Annotated in this window: 23 protein-coding genes; 12 read left to right on the top strand and 11 right to left on the bottom strand. The window is 60.4% G+C overall.

Annotated elements, in window-relative coordinates; translation table 11 throughout:
- Nucleotides 1-17: 17 nt before the first annotated feature.
- From flgB to EV678_RS13925, 12 genes are read left to right on the top strand one after another with little or no spacing between them, the layout of a single operon-like run.
- Nucleotides 18-431, top strand: a complete 414-nt coding sequence (flgB, locus tag EV678_RS13980) for a flagellar basal body rod protein FlgB (RefSeq protein ID WP_014236816.1) — start codon at nt 18-20, stop codon at nt 429-431.
- 12 nt (nt 432-443) lie between these two features.
- Nucleotides 444-848 (top strand): flagellar basal body rod protein FlgC, encoded by a 405-nt coding sequence (gene flgC, locus EV678_RS13975; protein WP_014236817.1) that lies wholly within the window; start codon nt 444-446, stop codon nt 846-848.
- Between the two features lie 19 nt (nt 849-867).
- Nucleotides 868-1,557 (top strand): flagellar hook assembly protein FlgD, encoded by a 690-nt coding sequence (locus EV678_RS13970; protein WP_130459967.1) that lies wholly within the window; start codon nt 868-870, stop codon nt 1,555-1,557.
- Nucleotides 1,558-1,572: 15 nt separating this feature from the next.
- Nucleotides 1,573-2,931, top strand: coding sequence for a flagellar hook protein FlgE (flgE, locus tag EV678_RS13965; protein WP_130459966.1), 1,359 nt, complete (start codon nt 1,573-1,575; stop codon nt 2,929-2,931).
- 34 nt (nt 2,932-2,965) lie between these two features.
- Complete coding sequence (gene flgF / locus EV678_RS13960) at nt 2,966-3,709, top strand: flagellar basal-body rod protein FlgF (protein ID WP_130459965.1); 744 nt, start codon at nt 2,966-2,968, stop codon at nt 3,707-3,709.
- Nucleotides 3,710-3,734: 25 nt separating this feature from the next.
- Entirely contained in the window at nt 3,735-4,517 is a 783-nt protein-coding gene (gene flgG / locus EV678_RS13955; RefSeq protein WP_014236821.1) for a flagellar basal-body rod protein FlgG, read from the top strand.
- Between the two features lie 19 nt (nt 4,518-4,536).
- On the top strand, nt 4,537-5,202 hold the full coding sequence (locus tag EV678_RS13950) for a flagellar basal body L-ring protein FlgH (protein WP_014236822.1): 666 nt from the start codon (nt 4,537-4,539) through the stop codon (nt 5,200-5,202).
- A gap of 22 nt (nt 5,203-5,224) precedes the next feature.
- Nucleotides 5,225-6,358 (top strand): flagellar basal body P-ring protein FlgI, encoded by a 1,134-nt coding sequence (locus tag EV678_RS13945; protein WP_412784077.1) that lies wholly within the window; start codon nt 5,225-5,227, stop codon nt 6,356-6,358.
- A gap of 42 nt (nt 6,359-6,400) precedes the next feature.
- Complete coding sequence (flgJ, locus tag EV678_RS13940; protein ID WP_130459964.1) at nt 6,401-7,399, top strand: flagellar assembly peptidoglycan hydrolase FlgJ; 999 nt, start codon at nt 6,401-6,403, stop codon at nt 7,397-7,399.
- 57 nt (nt 7,400-7,456) lie between these two features.
- On the top strand, nt 7,457-9,634 hold the full coding sequence (gene flgK, locus EV678_RS13935; protein WP_130459963.1) for a flagellar hook-associated protein FlgK: 2,178 nt from the start codon (nt 7,457-7,459) through the stop codon (nt 9,632-9,634).
- Between the two features lie 30 nt (nt 9,635-9,664).
- The gene (gene flgL, locus EV678_RS13930; RefSeq protein ID WP_130459962.1) at nt 9,665-10,633 is read left to right on the top strand and encodes a flagellar hook-associated protein FlgL; all 969 of its coding nucleotides are present in this window, start codon (nt 9,665-9,667) and stop codon (nt 10,631-10,633) included.
- Complete coding sequence (locus EV678_RS13925) at nt 10,633-11,097, top strand: hypothetical protein (protein WP_130459961.1); 465 nt, start codon at nt 10,633-10,635, stop codon at nt 11,095-11,097. The genes flgL and EV678_RS13925 overlap by 1 nt, the downstream gene beginning before the upstream one ends.
- 13 nt (nt 11,098-11,110) lie before the next feature.
- Here EV678_RS13925 and fliR read toward each other — a convergent pair whose 3' ends face one another.
- The 11 genes from fliR to EV678_RS13870 form a co-directional block, all read right to left on the bottom strand.
- Nucleotides 11,111-11,896: a flagellar biosynthetic protein FliR gene (gene fliR / locus EV678_RS13920; RefSeq protein WP_130459960.1), complete on the bottom strand. Its 786-nt coding sequence runs from the start codon at nt 11,894-11,896 to the stop codon at nt 11,111-11,113.
- Nucleotides 11,893-12,162, bottom strand: coding sequence for a flagellar biosynthesis protein FliQ (gene fliQ, locus EV678_RS13915; protein WP_014236829.1), 270 nt, complete (start codon nt 12,160-12,162; stop codon nt 11,893-11,895). Before fliQ ends, fliR begins: the two co-directional genes overlap by 4 nt.
- On the bottom strand, nt 12,159-12,911 hold the full coding sequence (fliP, locus tag EV678_RS13910) for a flagellar type III secretion system pore protein FliP (protein ID WP_014236830.1): 753 nt from the start codon (nt 12,909-12,911) through the stop codon (nt 12,159-12,161). The genes fliQ and fliP overlap by 4 nt, the downstream gene beginning before the upstream one ends.
- A complete protein-coding gene (gene fliO, locus EV678_RS13905; protein ID WP_130459959.1) occupies nt 12,908-13,354 on the bottom strand; it encodes a flagellar biosynthetic protein FliO in 447 nt (148 codons plus the stop codon). The genes fliP and fliO overlap by 4 nt, the downstream gene beginning before the upstream one ends.
- Nucleotides 13,355-13,508: 154 nt before the next feature.
- Entirely contained in the window at nt 13,509-13,946 is a 438-nt protein-coding gene (gene fliN, locus EV678_RS13900) for a flagellar motor switch protein FliN (RefSeq protein ID WP_014236832.1), read from the bottom strand.
- A complete protein-coding gene (fliM, locus tag EV678_RS13895; protein ID WP_014236833.1) occupies nt 13,939-14,943 on the bottom strand; it encodes a flagellar motor switch protein FliM in 1,005 nt (334 codons plus the stop codon). Before fliM ends, fliN begins: the two co-directional genes overlap by 8 nt.
- 13 nt (nt 14,944-14,956) lie before the next feature.
- Nucleotides 14,957-15,487, bottom strand: coding sequence for a flagellar basal body-associated protein FliL (gene fliL, locus EV678_RS13890; protein WP_014236834.1), 531 nt, complete (start codon nt 15,485-15,487; stop codon nt 14,957-14,959).
- 64 nt (nt 15,488-15,551) lie between these two features.
- Nucleotides 15,552-16,673, bottom strand: coding sequence for a flagellar hook-length control protein FliK (locus EV678_RS13885; protein ID WP_130459958.1), 1,122 nt, complete (start codon nt 16,671-16,673; stop codon nt 15,552-15,554).
- Nucleotides 16,674-16,733: 60 nt separating this feature from the next.
- Nucleotides 16,734-17,186: a flagellar export protein FliJ gene (fliJ, locus tag EV678_RS13880; RefSeq protein WP_014236836.1), complete on the bottom strand. Its 453-nt coding sequence runs from the start codon at nt 17,184-17,186 to the stop codon at nt 16,734-16,736.
- 49 nt (nt 17,187-17,235) lie between these two features.
- Nucleotides 17,236-18,651, bottom strand: coding sequence for a flagellar protein export ATPase FliI (gene fliI / locus EV678_RS13875; RefSeq protein WP_014236837.1), 1,416 nt, complete (start codon nt 18,649-18,651; stop codon nt 17,236-17,238).
- A 15-nt stretch (nt 18,652-18,666) separates the two neighbouring features.
- Nucleotides 18,667-19,350 (bottom strand): flagellar assembly protein FliH, encoded by a 684-nt coding sequence (locus EV678_RS13870; RefSeq protein ID WP_014236838.1) that lies wholly within the window; start codon nt 19,348-19,350, stop codon nt 18,667-18,669.
- Nucleotides 19,351-19,364 lie beyond the last annotated feature (14 nt).

Raw genomic sequence — 19,364 nt, 5'->3', positions numbered from 1 at the left:
ATTTCCGGATGGCAGCCATGGTCAGCAAACTTGATCAAACCATAAATTTCAACCGCCAGGCGTTGGGGCTGCGTGCCTATCGCCAACAGGTGCTGGCTGCCAATATTGCCAATTCGGACACCCCGAATTTCAAGGCGCGGGACATTGATTTCAACTCTGCCTTGCAAAATGCCTTGGCCGGCAAGGGGCAGTCCGACCTGGGCATGAGTACCACCTCGCCCCGGCATATTTCTGGCACCAGCAGTGCAGGCCCCGCTTCCCTGATGTATCGCACGGTCAATCAGCCCAGCGCTGACGGCAATACCGTTGATATGGATATCGAGCGCGCCAAATTTGCCGAGAACGCTGTCCAGTACGAGGCGAGTCTGCAGTTCATCGGTGGTCAGTTCAAGACCATGTTGTCGGCGATTCAAGGCCAGAGCGGACAGTAAGGAGTCTAGTTCATGAGTATTTTCAACATGTTCCATGTGGCCGGTAGCGCTCTGACGGCCCAGTCTGTGCGTCTGAATGCAGTTGCTTCCAACATGGCCAACGCAGACAGCATTACCAGTGCCGATGGCACTCCCTATCGCGCCAAGCAGGTGGTATTCGAAGCTACGCCCATGGGCAATGAGTCGGCCCAGGGAGTGAGGGTGAAACAGGTGGTGGAGAGTGCGGCGCCGCCCAGGATGGTTTACGACCCCAAAAATCCGGCCGCCAATGCCGAGGGCTATGTCTCCATGCCCAATGTGGATGTGGTGGAGGAGATGGTCAATATGATTTCCGCCTCCCGCTCCTACCAGAGCAATGCCGACGTAATGAATACGGCCAGAACCCTGTTGATGCGTACCTTGGCCATGGGCCAGTAACCAGATTTAGGAGAGCAACATGGCAACCAGTACTTCTTCCAATACCGCCATTACGGACCCGTATGCCTCTCTGAATGGCGTGGCGACCGATAAGACGACGAGCAAAAAGTCCACGACGGCTGACGACATCCAGAGCCAGTTCATGACCATGCTGGTGACCCAACTGCAGAACCAGGATCCGTTGAATCCGATGCAGAGCGCGGAAATGACCAGCCAGCTGGCCCAGATCAACACCGTCAGCGGCATTGAAAAGCTCAACTCCACCCTGGAGAAGGTTCTCAACATCTACGACGATGGCCAGTCCATGCAGGCGGCGGCAATGCTCGGCAAAAATGTCCTGGTGCCCGGCGGCAATATTGGCCTCACTGATGGTCAGGCTGTCGGTGGTTTCGAGTTGGAAAGCGATGCCGACAAGGTGGTGCTGACCATCAAGAATGCCGATGGCGTGGTGGTCAATAAAGTGGATATGGGAGCAACCAAGGCCGGCAGCCACCTGTATGCCTGGGATGGAAAGAATGAGGCCGGCACTGTCTCTGCCAATGGTGTGTACACGGTGACGGTGGAGGCGACCAAAGGCGATACCAAGGTCACGTCTCAGCCACTACAGGTTGGCACAGTTTCTGCTGTAGTCCGTGGGACCAGCGGTTTCCAGCTGGATGTGGGAACCGGGACCTTGATCAACTACGACGACGTTCGCCAGATTCTGTAAAGACAGGAGAACAATATGGCATTCCAACAAGGCTTGAGTGGCCTCAATACCTCTTCCAAAGCGCTGGACGTTATCGGTAACAACGTCGCCAACTCCAGCACTGTCGGCTTCAAGTCTGCGGATGCGCATTTCGCCGATGTCTACGCGTCGACCCTCGGGGCAGGTGGTGCCAACCAGGTGGGTATCGGTACCAACCTGGCAGGGATCGTCCAGCAATTTACTCAAGGCAACGTGTCCACCACCAACAATACCCTGGACATTGCCATCAACGGCAACGGCTTCTTCCGGCTCAGCCAGAACGGCGCAATCAGCTACAGCCGCAATGGCCAGTTCCACCTGGACAAGAACGGCTATATCGTCAATGACCAGAATCTGCGCTTGACGGGTTATCCGGCCGGCATGGACGGTTCCATCCGGCAGCAGAATCCGCAGGAGCTTCAGGTTACGGCCGATCTGCTGAAATTGTCGCCGGTGGCGACCGGCACCAGTACCGGCGGGGAGTATGCTGGCGCACAAGTTGCCGTCAATTTGAATTCTGATGCGCCCGCCAAAACCTGGGCTGTCGGGGCAGGTACGGTGCCGAATATTTCCCCGGATGGTTTTAACTACCAGACGGGTCTGACGATTTACGACTCCTTGGGAAATGCCCATACCATGACGATGTATTTCGTCAAGTCAGGCGTCACCCCCGGGGCGTGGGATCTCTATACCAACGTGGACGGCACTGCAATGGATGGTGCCGGCGATACGCCTAACCTGGCGACGCCAGTTTCCATTGTCTTTGACTCCAACGGTCAACTGTCAACGATCAATGGTACCGCTGTGGTACCTAACCCCGCGGCTGGCGGGACATTGCCCGAGATTCCGGTGTCCATTGATCTGGACCAGGTTGCAGCTAATCTGGGGCGCGTGAGCTGGGGGGCCACGAGCCCCATGACATTCAACCTGAACCTGGCGGGCACGACCCAGTACAGTGATGCTTTTGCAACCAACCGGCGGGTTCAGGACGGCTACAGCTCCGGCAACCTGGCTGGCCTGAATATCGGCAAGGATGGCGTTATCCAGGGCCGCTATAGCAACGGCCAGACACGTAATGTAGGCCAGATGGTGCTGGCGAGTTTCGATAATCCGAATGGTTTGCAGTCTATCGGCGGCAACCAGTGGATCGAAACCTCCATCTCCGGACAGCCGACGGTGGATGCTCCGGGCACCGGTCGTCTGGGGGAAGTGCAATCGAATGCAGTGGAAGAGTCCAATGTGGATCTGACGTCCGAACTGGTGAAGATGATTACCCAGCAGCGCAACTACCAGGCGAACTCCCAGACCATCAAGACCCAGGATCAGATCATGCAGACCATCGTCAATCTGCGCTGATCCGTGAATATCTGAGCGACTGGACTGAACTTCCATGGATCGTCTGATCTACACCTCCATGACCGGCGCCAAGCATGCCTTCATGCGGCAGGCTGGCGTGGCCCACAACCTGGCGAATGCAGCCACCACCGGCTATCGTTCCCAGGAGCACCATTTTCGGGCTGTGCCGGTGCAAGGGGAGGGGTTCGCCACCCGCACCTTTACCGTGGATGCTTCGGTCAAGGATGTGATGGATCAGGGGCCCATGATGTATACCGGCCGTTCCCTGGATGTGGCCGTGCAGGGCAAGGGCTGGATTGCCGTCCAGGGCGCCGATGGCAAGGAGGCCTACACCCGGGCGGGCAGCCTGGACGTGAATGCCAACGGTCAATTGCAGACCAAAGATGGTCAGAATGTGCTCGGCGAAGGCGGTCCCATCAGCATTCCGCCGGATTCCAGTATTTCGGTGGCGCCGGATGGCACGATTTCCGTGGTCCCCACCTTTGGGGTGCCCAACACCACCAATATCGTGGCCCGCATGAAGTTGGTGAATCCCCCTGAGGATCAGCTTGAGCGGGGCGCTGACGGCCTGTTTCGCCAGAAGAACGGCCAGCCGGCCAATCTGGATGCCAATGTGCGCCTGGCGCCGGAAACCCTAGAAGGCAGCAACGTCAATGTAGTGGATGCCATGGTTAACATGATTTCCATTGCCCGCCAGTTCGATATGCAAATGAAGATGCTGCAGAACGCAGATGCCAACGCCAAGGCCGCTGGCCAGTTGCTGACCGCCGCCCGCTAATATTGGCCAACGCAAGGAATAACAAATGATCCGCTCACTCTGGATTGCCCGCACCGGCCTCGATGCCCAGCAGATGCAGATGGACGTGATTGCCAACAACCTGGCGAACACTTCCACCAATGGCTTCAAGAAGTCCCGGGCGGTGTTCGAGGATCTGCTCTATCAGACCATGCGTCAGCCTGGTGCCCAATCCTCCCAGCAGACCCAGATTCCCGCCGGCCTGCAATTGGGTACCGGTGTTAAGCCGGTGTCCACTGAGCGCATCCACACCCAGGGCAATTTGCAGCAGACAGGAAATGATCTGGACGTGGCCATCAACGGCGCCGGTTTTTTCCAGATTCTGATGCCGGATGGCTCCACGGCCTATACCCGTGACGGTTCCTTCCATAAGGACAATCAGGGGCAGATGGTGACGGCCAGCGGCTATCCCCTGCAGCCGAATATCACCATTCCCCAGAATGCTCTCTCCGTCACCATTGCCAAGGATGGTACGGTCAGCGTGACCCAGCCGGGAAATACCGCAGCGGTCCAGATCGGCTCCGTGCAGTTGGTTAGTTTCATCAATCCGGCTGGCTTGCAGAGCGTGGGGGAAAACCTCTTCCTGGAAACCGCAGCCAGCGGCACGCCTACGCCCAACACGCCGGGAACCAATGGCCTCGGCGTGCTCAACCAGAAGTACGTGGAAACCTCAAACGTGAATGTGGCCGAGGAACTGGTGACCATGATCCAGACCCAGCGGGCCTACGAACTCAATTCCAAGGTGGTTTCCACCTCCGACCAGATGCTTAGTCGTCTGACCCAGATGTAAGCCACCAGGGAGAAAAGCCATGAAACTGTCCCTGCCGTTCATTATTGGATTGCTGACATTGCTTTCCGGCTGCGCCTCCGTGCCGCCGACCAATGTGCACCAGCCCATGACTGCCAGGCCCCAGCCCCGCAACGACTTGGCGACCAACAACGGCGGCATCTTCATGCAGACTGCCAGCCGTCCCCTGTTCGAGGATCGTCGGGCCCGTTTTGTCGGCGATACCATCGTCGTCAATATCGTGGAAAACACCCAGGCCTCCATCAAGGGCAACACCAGTGCCGAGAAAACCGGGGCCATCAACGCTTCCGTTACCGCCCTGGCCGGTGTGCCGGGCAAGTCCTTCCAGGGCTTGAATGCCCAGACCAGTAGTTCCAACACCTTTGATGGCAAGGGCGAGTCCGGCAGCAGCAATGTCTTTACCGGGACCATGACTGCCACCGTGATCGAGGTTCTGCCCAATGGCAATCTGCTGGTGTCCGGGGAGAAGCAGGTGGCGATTGGCCAGGGGCAGGAGTTTGTCCGGGTCTCCGGGGTGGTCAATCCTTATATGATCACAGCGGCCAATGCGGTTAATTCCTCCCAGATGGCCGATGCCAGGATTGAGTACAAGTCCTCCGGCATTATCAATGAAGCCCAGGTCATGGGCTGGTTGGCACGATTCTTCCTTACCTTTATCCCGTTCTAGGAGAAAACGCGGGAGAAGGACCATGGCAATGAATATTGGGAAAACCATGCGGGGGGTGGCAATTGTTGCCGCCTCCCTTTTGCCGTTCTTGCCGCAACCGGCTCAGGCCGAGCGCATCAAAGACCTGGCCAGCGTTCAGGGGGTGCGTAACAACCAGCTGGTGGGGTATGGTCTGGTCGTGGGTTTGGATGGCAGCGGTGACCAAACGACCCAGACGCCTTTTACCGTCCAGAGCATCATCAACATGCTGTCCCAACTGGGGGTGACCTTGCCGCCCGGCCAGTCCTTGCAGTTGCGTAATGTCGCCGCCGTGATGGTGACGGCCGTATTGCCGCCCTTTGCCAAGCCTGGGCAACAGATCGACATTACGGTGTCTTCCATGGGGAATGCGAAGAGCCTGCGTGGCGGTACCCTGGTGATGACGCCTCTAAAGGGGGCTGACGGCAACGTCTACGCCATGGCCCAGGGTAATGTGGTGGTTGGCGGTGCCGGAGCTTCTGCCGGAGGTTCCTCGGCCCAGATCAATCACCTTTCTGCCGGGCGCGTCGCTGGCGGTGCCACTGTCGAGCGCTCTGTGCCGACCCCGGTGGGTCAAGGACCGTTCGTCCATTACGAGCTGAACACCAGCGATTTCGGTACGGCTCAGCGTATCGTGGATGCAATCAATCGCGAGATGGCGCGGGACTTCGGTCCGGTGGCTCAAGCTTTGGATGGACGCATGATCCAGGTGCGGGCGCCGGAGGACCCTAATGCCCGGGTGGCTTTTATGGGCCGGGTGGAAAACCTGGATGTGCAGCCGATGAAGTTGCCGGCCAAGGTGATCGTCAATGCCCGGACCGGTTCCGTGGTGATGAATCAGTCGGTCAATGTGGATGCCTGCGCCGTCGCCCACGGCAATCTCAATGTCGTGATCGGTAACCAGGCGAACGTCAGCCAGCCCAACGCCTTGTCAGGCGGGCAGACCACGGTGACCAACCAGGCGGACATCCAGATCAAGCAGGATGCCGGGGCGCTGCAGAGCGTGAAGGCCAGTGCCAATCTGGCAGACGTGGTCAAGGCCCTCAATGCCTTGGGCGCCAATCCCCAGGATTTGCTGGCTATTCTGCAGGCCATGAAAGCGGCTGGTGCTCTGCGTGCCGAACTGGAAGTGATTTGATGGGTGACCTGCAACTGCGGACCGCCTAAAATCTGACCCATCATGAAATCCGGTGACCTCTCCGCCTCCCGTCTGGCTGTCGATGTGCGACAGTCGGATGACCTGCGCCTGAAACTGAAACAGAACCCGCGCGAGGGTCTGAAGCAGGTGGCGGAGCAGTTCGAGTCCCTGTTCCTCAACATGATGTTGAAGAGCATGCGCGACACCCTGCCCCAGGATGGTTTGTTTGACAGCGACCAGTCCCGCTTCTACACGTCGATGCTGGACCAGCAAATGGCCCAGAAACTGTCGTCCTCCGGGCAGTTGGGGTTTGCCAAACTGATTGAACAGCAGATGGGGCGTTTTTTGCCGCCGGATGCCGATAATCCGACGAGCCCCTCTTCCTCGTCTTTATCTGCGGGTGTTGCCCCTGTTTCGGCCCTTTCGTCGCCTGAGACCATGCGTCAGGCACTTGCCCTGGCCAGGGAGCAGATTGCGGCAAGAAATGCAGCCCGTACCGCTTCGGCAATTCCTGCCGCTGCTAGTGCCGAATCTGCCGCGCAGGTGACGCCTGGGGCGTCCTCCTCCGCCTCTTCGAGTGGCAAGGATTTCGTCAATCGGCTATGGCCCCATGCGGTAGAGGCCTCCCAGGCTACCGGTGTGCCAGCCCATTTCCTGGTGGCTCATGCGGCGTTGGAAACCGGTTGGGGAAAATCTGAAATACGTCGGGCGGATGGATCTTCCAGCTATAACCTGTTTGGCGTCAAAGCCGGCAAAAGCTGGCAGGGTGCTACCGTCGAGGCGGCCACTACCGAATATGTGAATGGGGTTGCCCAGACCTCTAAGGAAAAATTCCGTGCCTACGGTTCCTATGCCGAGGCCTTCCGTGACTATGCCAACCTGCTGCAGCGCCCCCGCTTTGCGGGAGCCTTGGGGCAACAGGATGGCATGGAGTTTGCTCGATCTCTGCAACAGGCAGGATACGCCACGGACCCAATGTATGCGGACAAACTAGGCCGCATCATCAATGGACCCACCTTGCGCCAGGCCCTTCAGGGCTGACCTGCCTCAATTTTTGCGGTAGTTCGCCGTTAAATACGGCAGGAATCGAGGTGCGCTATGTCCAACGGATTATTCGGTATCGGTATCACCGGCATCAATGCCGCCCAGATGGGGCTGCTGACGACCGGCAATAACATCGCCAACGTCGATACCCCGGGCTACAACCGGCAGCGCATCGGCCAGTCCAACAACATTTCCATTGCCACCGGTGCCGGCTTCATCGGCCAGGGAACCCGGGTCGATACCGTTACCCGCATCTACAACTCGGTGGTGACTAATCAGATCAACCAGTCCCAGACCAAGGCCAGCGAGTTATCCAAGTACTACGATCAGATCAAGCAGATCGATAACATGCTGGCCGACGAGAAGGCCGGCCTGTCGCCGACCCTGCAGGATCTGTTCAAGGGGGTGCAAACCGTGGCCTCCAACCCGGCCCTGACCACTTCCCGAGATGCCCTGGTGTCCTCGGCCAAGACCTTTACCTCCCGGCTGCAGAATCTGGAGTCCCGGCTCACGGCAATGTATTCCGGTGTGAATAGCCAGCTGGAAAGTACGGTTTCCGCCATCAATTCCTATGCGACCCAGATTGCCGAGCTGAACGAGCGCATCATCTCTGCCCAGGCTGCCGTCAACCAGCCCGCCAATGCCCTGCTGGACGAGCGAGACCAGCTTATTGCCGAGTTGAACAAGGAAGTGCGGGTCACTACCTCCGAAGACTCCAACGGCGCGATCAGCGTATTTTTTGGTACCGGCCAGCAACTGGTGGTCGGTACCAAGGCCAGTACCCTGGCGGTGCAGCCTTCTGTTGCCGACCCCCAGCGGATGGTGGTTGGCATGCGTACCGTGGGTGGTGTTCAGGAACTACCAGAATACTTGGTGACCGGAGGCAACCTGGGGGGCTTGCTGGCCTTCCGCAGCGAGTCTCTCGACAAAGCCGCCAACTCCCTCGGTCAGGTGGCTGCTTCCTTGGCGCTGACGTTCAATGCCCAGCACGCCTTGGGCCAGGACATGCTGGGCAACGTGGCCGGCGACGCGGATTTCAATGCGGACTTTTTCAATATTTCCGACCCCAAGTCCTGGGCCAATGCCCTCAACACGGGAACCGCCACAGTCAGCGCCAGCTTCGTCAATCCGCCGCCCATGGTTCTCAATGGCGGGGCGTTCAGCCTGACCTACGATAAGACCGCGGGAACCTACACGGCCGTTCGTGCTTCCGATGGTACTCAGTGGCCGGGCTATACCGACTTGAACTCGCTGGTGCAGCAGGTTTACGCCGATACCGGTACGACCCTGGACATGACGTCGGCCCATTACGCGACCAACATCACCGCCAGCGACTATCGCCTGACCTACGATGGAGCGAACTACACCCTGACGCGCTTGGCTGACAACAAGCAATGGAGCGATGCTGATCCCAATGCACTGTCGGCGACGGTTGGCGCCAGCGACGGTATCAACTTTTCGATCAGCGCCGGTATCGCAGCAGGTGATTCGTTCCTGATTCAGCCGACCCGGGAAATTGCCCGGAATATTTCGGTCAACCAGGCAATCGCTGCGGATTCCCGCCTCTTTGCTGCTGCCCAGCCGGTACGTTCCGGCTCCGGCAGCAGTAATACCGGCAGCGGTGTCATTTCTTCCAGTACCGTTTCACCCGGATATACGGATCCTGCGGCAGCGCCTGCAGGCACCATCACCATGACCTTCAATGGGGGCAACCTGTCTTTTTCCATCGGTGGCGTGCCGACGGCTTTGACAGTGACCTATACCGATGCATCCGGAACCAATACGGTTTCTGCCGGCTCGGTTCCCTATAACAACCCTTCGACCAAATACACGATCAACGGGATTTCTTTTGAAATCAGCGGCAACCCGGCCGATAACGATACTTTCACCCTGGACCGCAATTCCGGCGGGGTTTCTGACGGCCGTAACGCAAACCTGCTGGGGCAGTTGCAGACCCAGGGGACGGTGGATGGCGGCGCTAGTACCTATCAGGCTTCCTATGCCCGCCTGGTCAGTACCATTGGCAACAAGACCAGGGAAACCCAGGTGACCCGCGATGCGCAACAAGCCTTGGTGGATCAAGGGGTTGCCGCCCGGGAAGGCCAGTCGGGAGTCAACCTGGATGAAGAAGCCTCGAACCTGTTGAAGTATCAGCAGGCCTATCAGGCTTCGGCCAAGATGATCAGCATTGCCTCCGACCTGTTCAACACGATTCTATCCATTCGCAGCTGATTGACAGCCGGCGATTAAGGAGCAGCCATCATGCGTATCAGTACCAACATGATCTACAGTTCGGGGACCAACGGCATCCTGAACAATCAGGCGGCCCAACTCAAGACCTATAACCAGATTACCTCCGGACGCCGGGTGGTGACGCCGGAGGATGATCCTGTCGCCGCGTCCCAGGTGCTGATCAATACCCAGGCACAAGAGGTGAACAAGCGCTACATGGAGAACCAGGGCCAGGCCAAGGATAGCCTGAAGCTTGTGGAAACCCAGCTCAATAGCGCCGTCAATGTGTTGCAGGAAGTCCTGGATAAGACCATCCAGGCCGGCAACACGACCCTCAATGATGCCAACCGGGCCGCGATTGCAGAAGAGCTGCAGGTTCGTCTGGATGAGATGGTGGCCCTGAGCAACAGCCAGGATGGCAATGGCCACTACCTGTTCTCCGGTTATCAATCCACTGTCCGTCCTTTCAGCATCACTGCCAATACCGGTCCCTATAACAACGCCAATCCTTACGTAACTTTTGCTGGCGACCAGGGTACCCGTGAATTGCAGGTGGATGCTTCCCGGCAAATGGAAATTACCGAGTCCGGTGTCGATATTTTCATGCGCGTTCGGGACCGCAATGGCAACGTGTCAGACCAGAGTGTCTTCGATACCATGAAGAACCTGATTGATACATTGAAAACGCCTGTGGCCAATAATCCGGCAGCAGCAGCAGCCCTCCCCGGTGCCATTAGCAGTGCGCTGGATGACCTCTATGCGGCCAAGGACAATGCGGTCAGCGTGCGTTCCACTGTGGGTGCGAAGCTCGGCGAACTTGACTCGCTGGCCAGCGCCAGTTCCGATATCGACATCCAGTATTCCTCAATCATTTCGGATTTGCGGGATCTGGACTACGCTTCTGCTCTTTCTGATCTGAGCAAGCAGCAGGTCCAGCTCCAGGCTTCTCAAAAGGCCTTTATGAGTGTCTCCAGCCTCAGCCTGTTCAGCATGCTGTGATGGGTAAGCTGCTTGTTACTGCACTTGCCGGCAGTCTTTTGCTGGCGGGTTGCGCCAGATGGGACAGCGTCGGCGGATCGTATCCCCACAAGTCCTCTCTGCTACCCAATGCACAGATTAAGCTGAGCGAAACCATCTCCTATTCCCTGGAGAAGATCGTTCTTACTGGCGCAGGTGCCTGGATTCTCTACAACATCTACGACCCTCTGGCGCCGAACTGGGAAGTGGTGGAGGCCAAGGTGGCGGACAACGTCTATGTGCTGGACCTGAAGATGAAGCGTTTCCACACCGGCGGTTCCGGTGAGGCCATGATGGTCATCAAGCGGCGGGCAGAGCAACTGCGGCGGGAAAACGGCTTTGCTTCTTATCGGGTGGTGGATTATGTCGAGGGTATCGAATCTTCGACGCCGATCGCACAACGGTATGCCCAAGGGCTGGTGCAGATGGCCCGTAGCAACCCCTGATTGAGTGGGCTTGCTATGGCTTGATGGGGACGAATACCTCCAGCATCAGGCGGAATCCTTCGTCGAAGATACGGGTCAGCGGCGGCACCATATAGGGCAGGGTCAACGCCAGGGTGCCCAGTCCAATGGTCAAAGTGATAGGGAAACCAACCGCCATCAGGTTGAGTTGGGGCGCCGCCTTGGAGAGGATGGACAAGGCGAGGTTGGTAATCATCAGGGCTATAACGACCGGCAATGACAGCAGCAGGCCGATGCTGAACACCTTGGCACCTGCTTCGGCCAGGTTCAGCCACAGTCCGGCGCTGACCGATGGGGTGGCGATGGGGATGCTCTGGAAGCTCTCGACCAGCCCGGCAATCATGAGCAGATGTCCGTTCAGTGCGAGAAAAACCATGGTTGCGCATAGGGTGACCACCTCGGCGACAACACCTGTCTGGGCCGTGCTTTGCGGGTCGTACAGGGTGGCAAAACCAAGTCCCATCTGAAAACTCATCAGTTCGCCGGCCAGGCCGATGCCGGCAAAAACGAAACGCATGACCGTCGCCAGGGCGATTCCGATCAATAGCTGCTGGGCCAGGATCGCCAAACCTATGCCTGAAGCCGGTTCGATGGGAGGCAGAGCTGGTACCGCGGGGATGATTGCTGCGCTTAGTGCCAGCCCGAGGATCAGGCGAACACGCCGCGGCACCGCCGCATTATTGAATACCGGTGCCGCTGCGACGAAGGCCAGGATGCGGACCAGGGGAAAGATGAAGGCCGCAATCCAGGCATTCAGTTCCGCGGAGGTAAAACTGATCATCCAATCAGGCTCGGGATGCTGGAATAGAGGCGCTGGATGTAGTCAGTCATCATCTGCAGCATCCAGGGGCCGGCGAAGATCAGCGTCAGGAACATGGCAATGATCTTGGGTACGAACGACAGGGTGGTTTCGTTGAGGGAGGTGGCTGCCTGGAAGATACTGATCAACAGGCCCACCACCAGCGCTACCAGCAACACGGGTGAGGAAACCAGGATGGTCACCTCCACCGCCTGGCGGCCGATGTTCATGACGGTTTCGGGGGTCATGTGGCGAAGCTCTGGACGAGGGAGCCGAGCACCAGATGCCAGCCGTCCACCAGGACAAACAGCATCATCTTGAAGGGCATGGCCACCATGACCGGGGACATCATCATCATGCCCATGGACATCAGGACGCTGCCCACCACCATGTCGATGATGAGGAAGGGGATGAAGATGATGAAGCCGATCTGGAAGGCCGTTTTCAGTTCCGAAGTGACAAAGGCCGGGACCAGAATGCGCAGGGGCACCTTGTCCGGGCTCTCGATGTTCTTGATGCCGGCAAATCCGGCGAAGAGGGCGATGTCGGCTTCCCGGGTCTGCTTCAGCATGAAGCCCCGCACCGGTTGCTCGGCCTTTTCCAGGGCCTGCAGGAAAGTGATCTTGTTTTCCGCCAGGGGCACGTAGGCTTCGGTATAGACCCGGTCGGCCACCGGGGACATGACGAAAAAGGTGAGGAAGAGGGCCAGTCCCAGCAGCACCTGGTTGGGCGGCGTGGTCTGCAGGCCCATGGCATGGCGCAGCATGGAAAGGACGATGATGATGCGGGTGAAGGCGGTCATCATCAGCAGTACGGCCGGAATGAAGGTAAGGGCCGTAAGGGTCAGCAGGGTCTGGATGGACAGGGTGTAATTCTGTCCGCCGCCGGGGGCGGGGGTGCTGCTGAAGGCCGGTAGGCCGCCGGCCTGGGCCAGGGCGACCGCGGGGGCCAGCAGGATGCCGAGCAGCAGCAGGGGCCGGAGTTTTGCGAGATTCATTGAGTACTATCGGTTTTACGTGCCATCACCTGGTTCAGCCAGTGGGCAAAGGGTTGAGTACCGGGCAGACCGGTTGCCCCCTGGGGCAGTTCGCCCTTGGGCAGGGTGTGCAGGGTGCGGATCTGGCCGGGGGCGAGACCGATGATGAGCCAGGTGTCCTGGACTTCCACCAGCAGGATGCGCTCCCGGTTGCCGACGGCGATGCCGCCCAGCAACTTCATGGGGCCCTGACCAAAGGGGCGGCCGCCATAGATCCGGCGCATGAAAAAGGCGGCGAGCAGCAGCAGGCCAACGATGATGAGCAGACCGACAAAGGCCTGCACGACGCTGCTGCCGGAGACGCCGGGAGCTGCTGCCGGGGCGCTCTGGGCCAGGGCCAGCGTCGGCGCCAGCAAGGTCAGGAGGCCTGCCGTGGTCGAAGGAATGCGGGGGTGTTGGGGCACGGGCGTCGATATGGGTTGAAGCCGCAGGGCGGCGGCATGAAGGGCCGGATTCCCGGTAAGGATGGCCGCTATGTTAATCCATGCACCGGAAATAAAAAACCGCCGCTCACCTGTGGATGAGGGCGGTTCGACGCCGAAGCGGTGGCTGCTGGTGTCAGCGGCCCAGTTTGCGCATGCGTTCGGAGGGCGTGATGATGTCCGTCAGGCGGATACCGAACTTATCGTTAACCACCACCACTTCCCCCTGGGCGATGAGGGTGCCGTTGACCAGCACATCCATGGGTTCGCCGGCCAGGGCATCCAGTTCCACCACGGAGCCGTGGGCCAGTTGCAGCAGGTTCTTGATGGTGATCTTGGTCCGGCCCAACTCCACGGTGAGTTGCACCGGGATGTCCAGGATCATGTCCAGCTCGCGCATCATGCCGCTCTGGGCATCGGCACCGCCGAAGGACTGGAAGATGTCGGCCGGCTGGGCTGCCGGGGTTTCCGGGGTGCTTTCCGCGATGGCCTGCTCGGCCATGGCGGCGGCCCAATCGTCTTCGCCGATGGCGTCGGCCGCGTCCTGGGGGTTCTCGGTGTTTTCGTCAGCCATTGGCTTCTCCCTGCGGGGCGTCGGGGTTATCCGCCGCGATGAATCGTTCTACCTTGAGAGCGTACTGGTTGCTCTGCTGGCCGTATTTGCATTCCATGATGGCGACACCATCGACCTCCACGTTCAGGACTTCGGGAATGACTACCGGAATGACGTCGCCCGGTTTCATCTTCAGTACCTGCCGCAGCGAAACCGTGGCATGGGCCAGATTTGCCACCAGCTCCACTTCCGCCGTCTGCAACTGCCGGCGCAGGGTGCCCACCCAGCGCTTGTCGGTGGACAGCTGGTCGCTCTGCATGGTGCTGTAGAGCAGGTCCCGGATCGGTTCCACCATGGAATAGGGCATGCAGATGTGCATGTCGGCAGTGGCGCCGCCGAATTCCAGGGTGAAGGAGGTGGAAACGACGATTTCGGAAGGGGTGGCGATGTTGGCGAACTGGGAATTCATTTCCGAGCGGATGTACTCGAACTTCAGTTCGTGCACCGGCTTCCAGGAACGCTCGTATTCGCCGAAAACCACGTTGAGCATGCCCTGGATGATGCGCTGCTCGGTGGCGGTGAAGTCCCGCCCTTCGACCCGGGTATGGAAGCGACCGTCGCCGCCGAACATGTTGTCCACCACCAGGAACACCAGGTTGGGATCGAAGATCACCAGGGCCGTGCCGCGCAGGGGTTTGACCGACACCAGGTTGAGGTTGGTCGGCACCACCAGATTGCGGATGAACTCGCTGTACTTCTGCACCTTGATGGGCCCCACCGAAATTTCGGCGTTGCGGTGCATGTAGTTGAACAGGCCAATGCGCAGATAACGGGCGAAGCGCTCGTTGATCAGCTCCATGGTGGGCATGCGCCCACGCACGATGCGTTCCTGCGTGCCCAGGTTGTAGGCGCGAACGCCGGCCTCGGCGTCGCCGGATTGCTCCGGTTCGTCGCTTTCGCCGGTCACGCCCTTGAGCAGGGCGTCGACCTCTTCCTGGGACAGGAAATCCTGGGACATTGGGTTCCGGTTTCTACTGAATGATGAAGGAGGTGAAAAGCACTTCCTTGATGGGGCCGTCCTTACCCTTGCCTGCAGGGTCGAGAACGCCGTTCATTTCCTGTTTCATTTCCTCGGCCAGGGTTTCCTTGCCTTCCTTGGAAACCAGGTCGGAGCCTTTCTTGCTCGACAGCAGCAGCATCACCTTGTTGCGTAGTTTGGGCATGTGCAGCTTGATCTGCTCACCGGCCGCAGCATCGCCCAGTTCGATGGATACCGCCACCTGGAGATACTGCTCTCCCTGGTCGGGCACCAGATTGACCGTAAAGTTCTCCAGGGCCACATAGACAGGCGGGGATTCCTTGCCGCTCTTCTTCTTGGCCTTGGGTGCATCGGCGGCGACCTCTTCGTCCTCATCATGGTTGGAGGAGCCGAGCATGAAGAAGGCCCCCGCACCCAGGGCGCCGAGCAGGACGACAGCAGCGATGATGATGATGAGCAGCTTGCCCTTTTTCTTTGGCGCCTGTTCACCTTCAGCGGCCGGTTTGGCCTCGGCTTTCGCCATAGTGGACTCCTCTATTTGTCATGCCGCTTTGGCGGTCGTGTTTTTATCGGCAGGGCCGTCTGTCTCAGGCAAAGGTGTCCACCAGGCCGTTGCTCTGGCGAATCACGGTACCTGTAGTTGCAGCCGGTTCATTGCCACCTTCCGCAAGTATACCGCCTGTGCTGCCGCCCCGGGAGGCGCCGGCCTGGTTCTGGGCGGCCTGTTCCTGTTGCTGCTGCTGGAAAGACTGGCTGCTGACGTTGGCCTGTCCCAGCTCCAGACCGGCCGAGCCCATCATTTCGCGCAGACGAGGCAGGGCGGCTTCAATGGCTTCACGCACCTCGGCGTGGGGTGAGGAGAAGACGGCGGTGGCTTGGTCGCCACTGATCTTCAGGCTGACTTCCACCGGTCCCAACTGGGGCGGATTCAGGGTCAGCTGGGCGGACTGCTTGTCCTGGCCGGCAAGCCAGACGATTTTCTGGCTGAATTCCTGGCCAAAGGCCGGGTCCCGCACCGGCGTGTCGACCCGGGCCTGGGTCACGGAGGAAGTCGTATTGGCGCTGCCGTGGGCCTGATGGGCGGCATGCACGGCCGGCGGTGCATCCGGCAGCACGGGGGCGGAAATGTCCGTTTTGGCCTCGATTTGCTTCAGTGTGGTGTCGAAGGCGGCAATGTTTGCCGCTTTGCCGCCAGGCTTGTTGCCAAAATCGTTGCCGCTGTTCTCCGCAGCGCTACCGCCGATGACTGGGGATGGCACTCCACCCTCTGCTTGTGCTGCCAGGGGATCGGCTCCCTTGGCGCTACCGGTGCCCTCGCCGATCTTGAGTTCCGGCGCTGTCAGCGGGCCGTTGCCGGCTTCCTTGGCCAGAATCGGGGCTGCCGGTGTTGTCGGCTGGGTCTGCGTAAAGGCGAGGGCGGCAAACAATGCCGACATGTCGCTGGCGTTGGCGGTGGGGTCGGTTGTTTCTTCCGTCAATTCAGCGGACTCGGTATTGGCGGCGATGTCGCCACCCGCCACCATTTCTACCGCAGTACCCATCTGGGCCAGAAGCAGGGCGGCGAAATCGGCGCCAATCGGGCCATTGATCGCCGCCGAAGCCGATGCATCGCCGCTGGTGCTAGCACTAGAAGCGGCAGCGGCTGCATTGGCGGCCCCTGCCATGGCGGGAGGCATATTGACGGGGGCGGCAACGGCGGGGCTGGGCATGGTTATCTCTCATCCGCAAATCGGAACTGTCGATGGATGAGCAATCCCCGTGCCAGGGAGTCAGGCTGCGTCGGATTGATCGGAACGGGCCTTGCGGGCCGAAAATTCATCCTGCTGCTTTTGGTCCTGCTTCATTTCCCGTTGCAGTTCGGCAGCCAGATGGCGTTCGGCCAGGGTGTCGATGGCTTTTAGCTTGTGGTGGTGGGCCAGCCATTCGGCCTGGCCTGCCGCCGTGTGCTGTTCCGAGGTCAATACCACGACCCGCTGCTGGGCGATGGCCTCATCAATGCGGCCGATGAATTCCTGGAAGTTGCGCCAGCCTGCCGGGCTCAGACCCTGGGCCGAGGCCTGGCGGAAGCGTTCGGCGTACTCGTCCCGGTACTGGATCAGCATGTTCAGCTTGGCCTTGGTGTCCTGCTCGGCCGCAATACGCCGGCCGAGTTCCTTGCTGGCTTCGTCGGCCCGGTTCTGCATCAGTTCCAGCAGGGGTTGCAGGGTGAAAGGCTTGGTCATTGGCGGTTCCAGTCCATGTTCCCCATTCTAGAGTATGGGGAAAGGGAAACTAGCCGATGCTTGGAAATATCTGTTGCAGCATGGCCAGGGTGGCTTCAATGCTGGAGCGGTCGGAGAGGTCCTGTTGCAGGAACTTTTCCAGCAGGGGCATCAGCTGGATGGCCTGGTCCACCATGGGGTCCGAGCCGGCGACATAGGCGCCGACGGCGATCAGGTCCCGGGAGCGTTGGTAGCGGGAATAGAGCTGCTTGAAACGCCGTACCAGGTCGAATTGGGCCGGGGTGATCAGGTTCACCATGGCCCGGCTGATGGATTGCTCGATGTCGATGGCCGGATAGTGGCCGGCGTCGGCCAGCTGGCGATTGAGCACGATGTGGCCATCGAGGATGGCTCGGGCCGAGTCGGCGATGGGGTCCTGCTGATCGTCCCCTTCCGCCAGGACGGTGTAGAAGGCGGTGATGGAACCGCCGCCGTCCGGGCCGTTGCCGGCCCGCTCCACCAGCTGGGGCAGGCGGGCGAAGACGGAGGGCGGATAGCCCCGGGTCACCGGGGGCTCGCCAATGGCCAGGGCGATTTCCCGCTGGGCCATGGCATAGCGGGTGAGGGAATCCATGATCAGCAGCACCTGCTTGCCCTGGTCGCGGAAATATTCGGCCACGGAGGTGGCGTAGGCGGCGCCCTGGAGGCGCATCAGGGGGCTGGTGTCGGCGGGGGCGGCAATGACGGCGGAACGGCGCCGGCCTTCTTCCCCGAGGATCTGCTCGATGAACTCCTTCACTTCCCGGCCCCGTTCGCCGATCAGGCCGACGACGATGATCTCGGCCTCGGTGTAGCGGGCCATCATGCCCAGCAGCACCGATTTGCCGACGCCGGAACCGGCGAAGAGGCCCATCCGCTGGCCCTGGCCGACGGTGAGCAGGCCGTTGATGGCGCGTACGCCCACATCCAGGGTGCGGCTGATGGGAGCCCGGGACATGGGGTTCACCGGCCGGCTGTGCAGGGGGCGCAGGGCTTCCGCGTGGAGGGGGCCGAGGCCGTCCAGGGGACGGCCGGCGCCATCGACCACCCGTCCCAGAAGGCCCATGCCGACCGGAACCAGCTTGGCCTTGTCCACTGAACGGCGGCGGAAGGGGGGCGGCTTGCCGACCAGGGGGGGCGGCGAAGGGGTTTCCAGGGCCACCACGGCGGCACCCGGGGACAGCCCATAGACGTCGTCCGACGGCATGAGGAAGAGCTTCTCGCCGTTGAAACCGACCACCTCCGCCTCCACCGGCGAACCGCCCGGAGGCAGGACGCGGCAGGAACTGCCCAGGGGCAGCTTGAGGCCGGCCGCCTCCATCACCAGTCCGTTGATGCGGGTCAGATGACCCGCGGGCATCAGGGGATGGGTATTGCCGGCCGCTTCGGTGCAGTTCGCCAGGAACTGTTGCCACACGGCCAGGGAGGAGGGGGGCGGGGTGCTCAAGGGGGTGCTCCGGGCTTAACCCTGGAACCAGTCCTGCTCGGTGCCGATGGCTTCCAGGACCCGTTTCCAGCGGGTGGCCAGGGTGGCGTCGATGTCGCTGGCGCCGGCCTGGACCCGGCAGCCGCCGGCTTCCATGTCCGGGTCTTCCAGCAGTCGCCAGCCGCCGTGGCTGATCTGTTCCCCCAGGTGCTCGCGCAACAGGGCGGCATCCGTCGGATGCAGGGTCAGGGTCGGATGGGCATGGCTGACGGGCAGGGCGGCCAGGGCTTCCCTGACCACCGGCAGCAGCAGTTCCGGTTTGACCTTGAGGGCGCTGCGGGTGACCTGGCGTGCGATTTCCAGACCCAGTCCCAGCAACTGGTCGGCGATGTCCTGGTCCAGCACCTGCAGCGACTGGGCCAGGCTGTGAATGAGGTTGTCCAGGCGCTCGGCCTCAGCCTTGGCGCGGGCGGCGCCTTCCTCGTAGCCGGCGTTGTAGCCGGCCTCGTGGGCCTCGGTGTGGATGCGCTCGATCTCTTCCGCCGTGGGGAAGGGAATGGTCTCTTCCGGCTCGGCTGCCGGGGGGGGCGGCTCCTCGGCCGGGGGCGGCGGTTCCGGCTCCGGTTCGGGGGCCGGTGGCGTCTCCGGCTCGTCGAAGGCGGCCAGCTCCCAGCGCTCGTAGGCGGTCAGCTTTTCTTTCGGGATGTAGCCGGCGGTCATGGCAGTTCGGGGGT

This window comes from Azospira oryzae, assembly GCF_004217225.1.
Classification (GTDB): Bacteria; Pseudomonadota; Gammaproteobacteria; order Burkholderiales; family Rhodocyclaceae; genus Azospira; species Azospira oryzae.
This window is presented reverse-complemented; position numbering and strand designations above follow the sequence as displayed.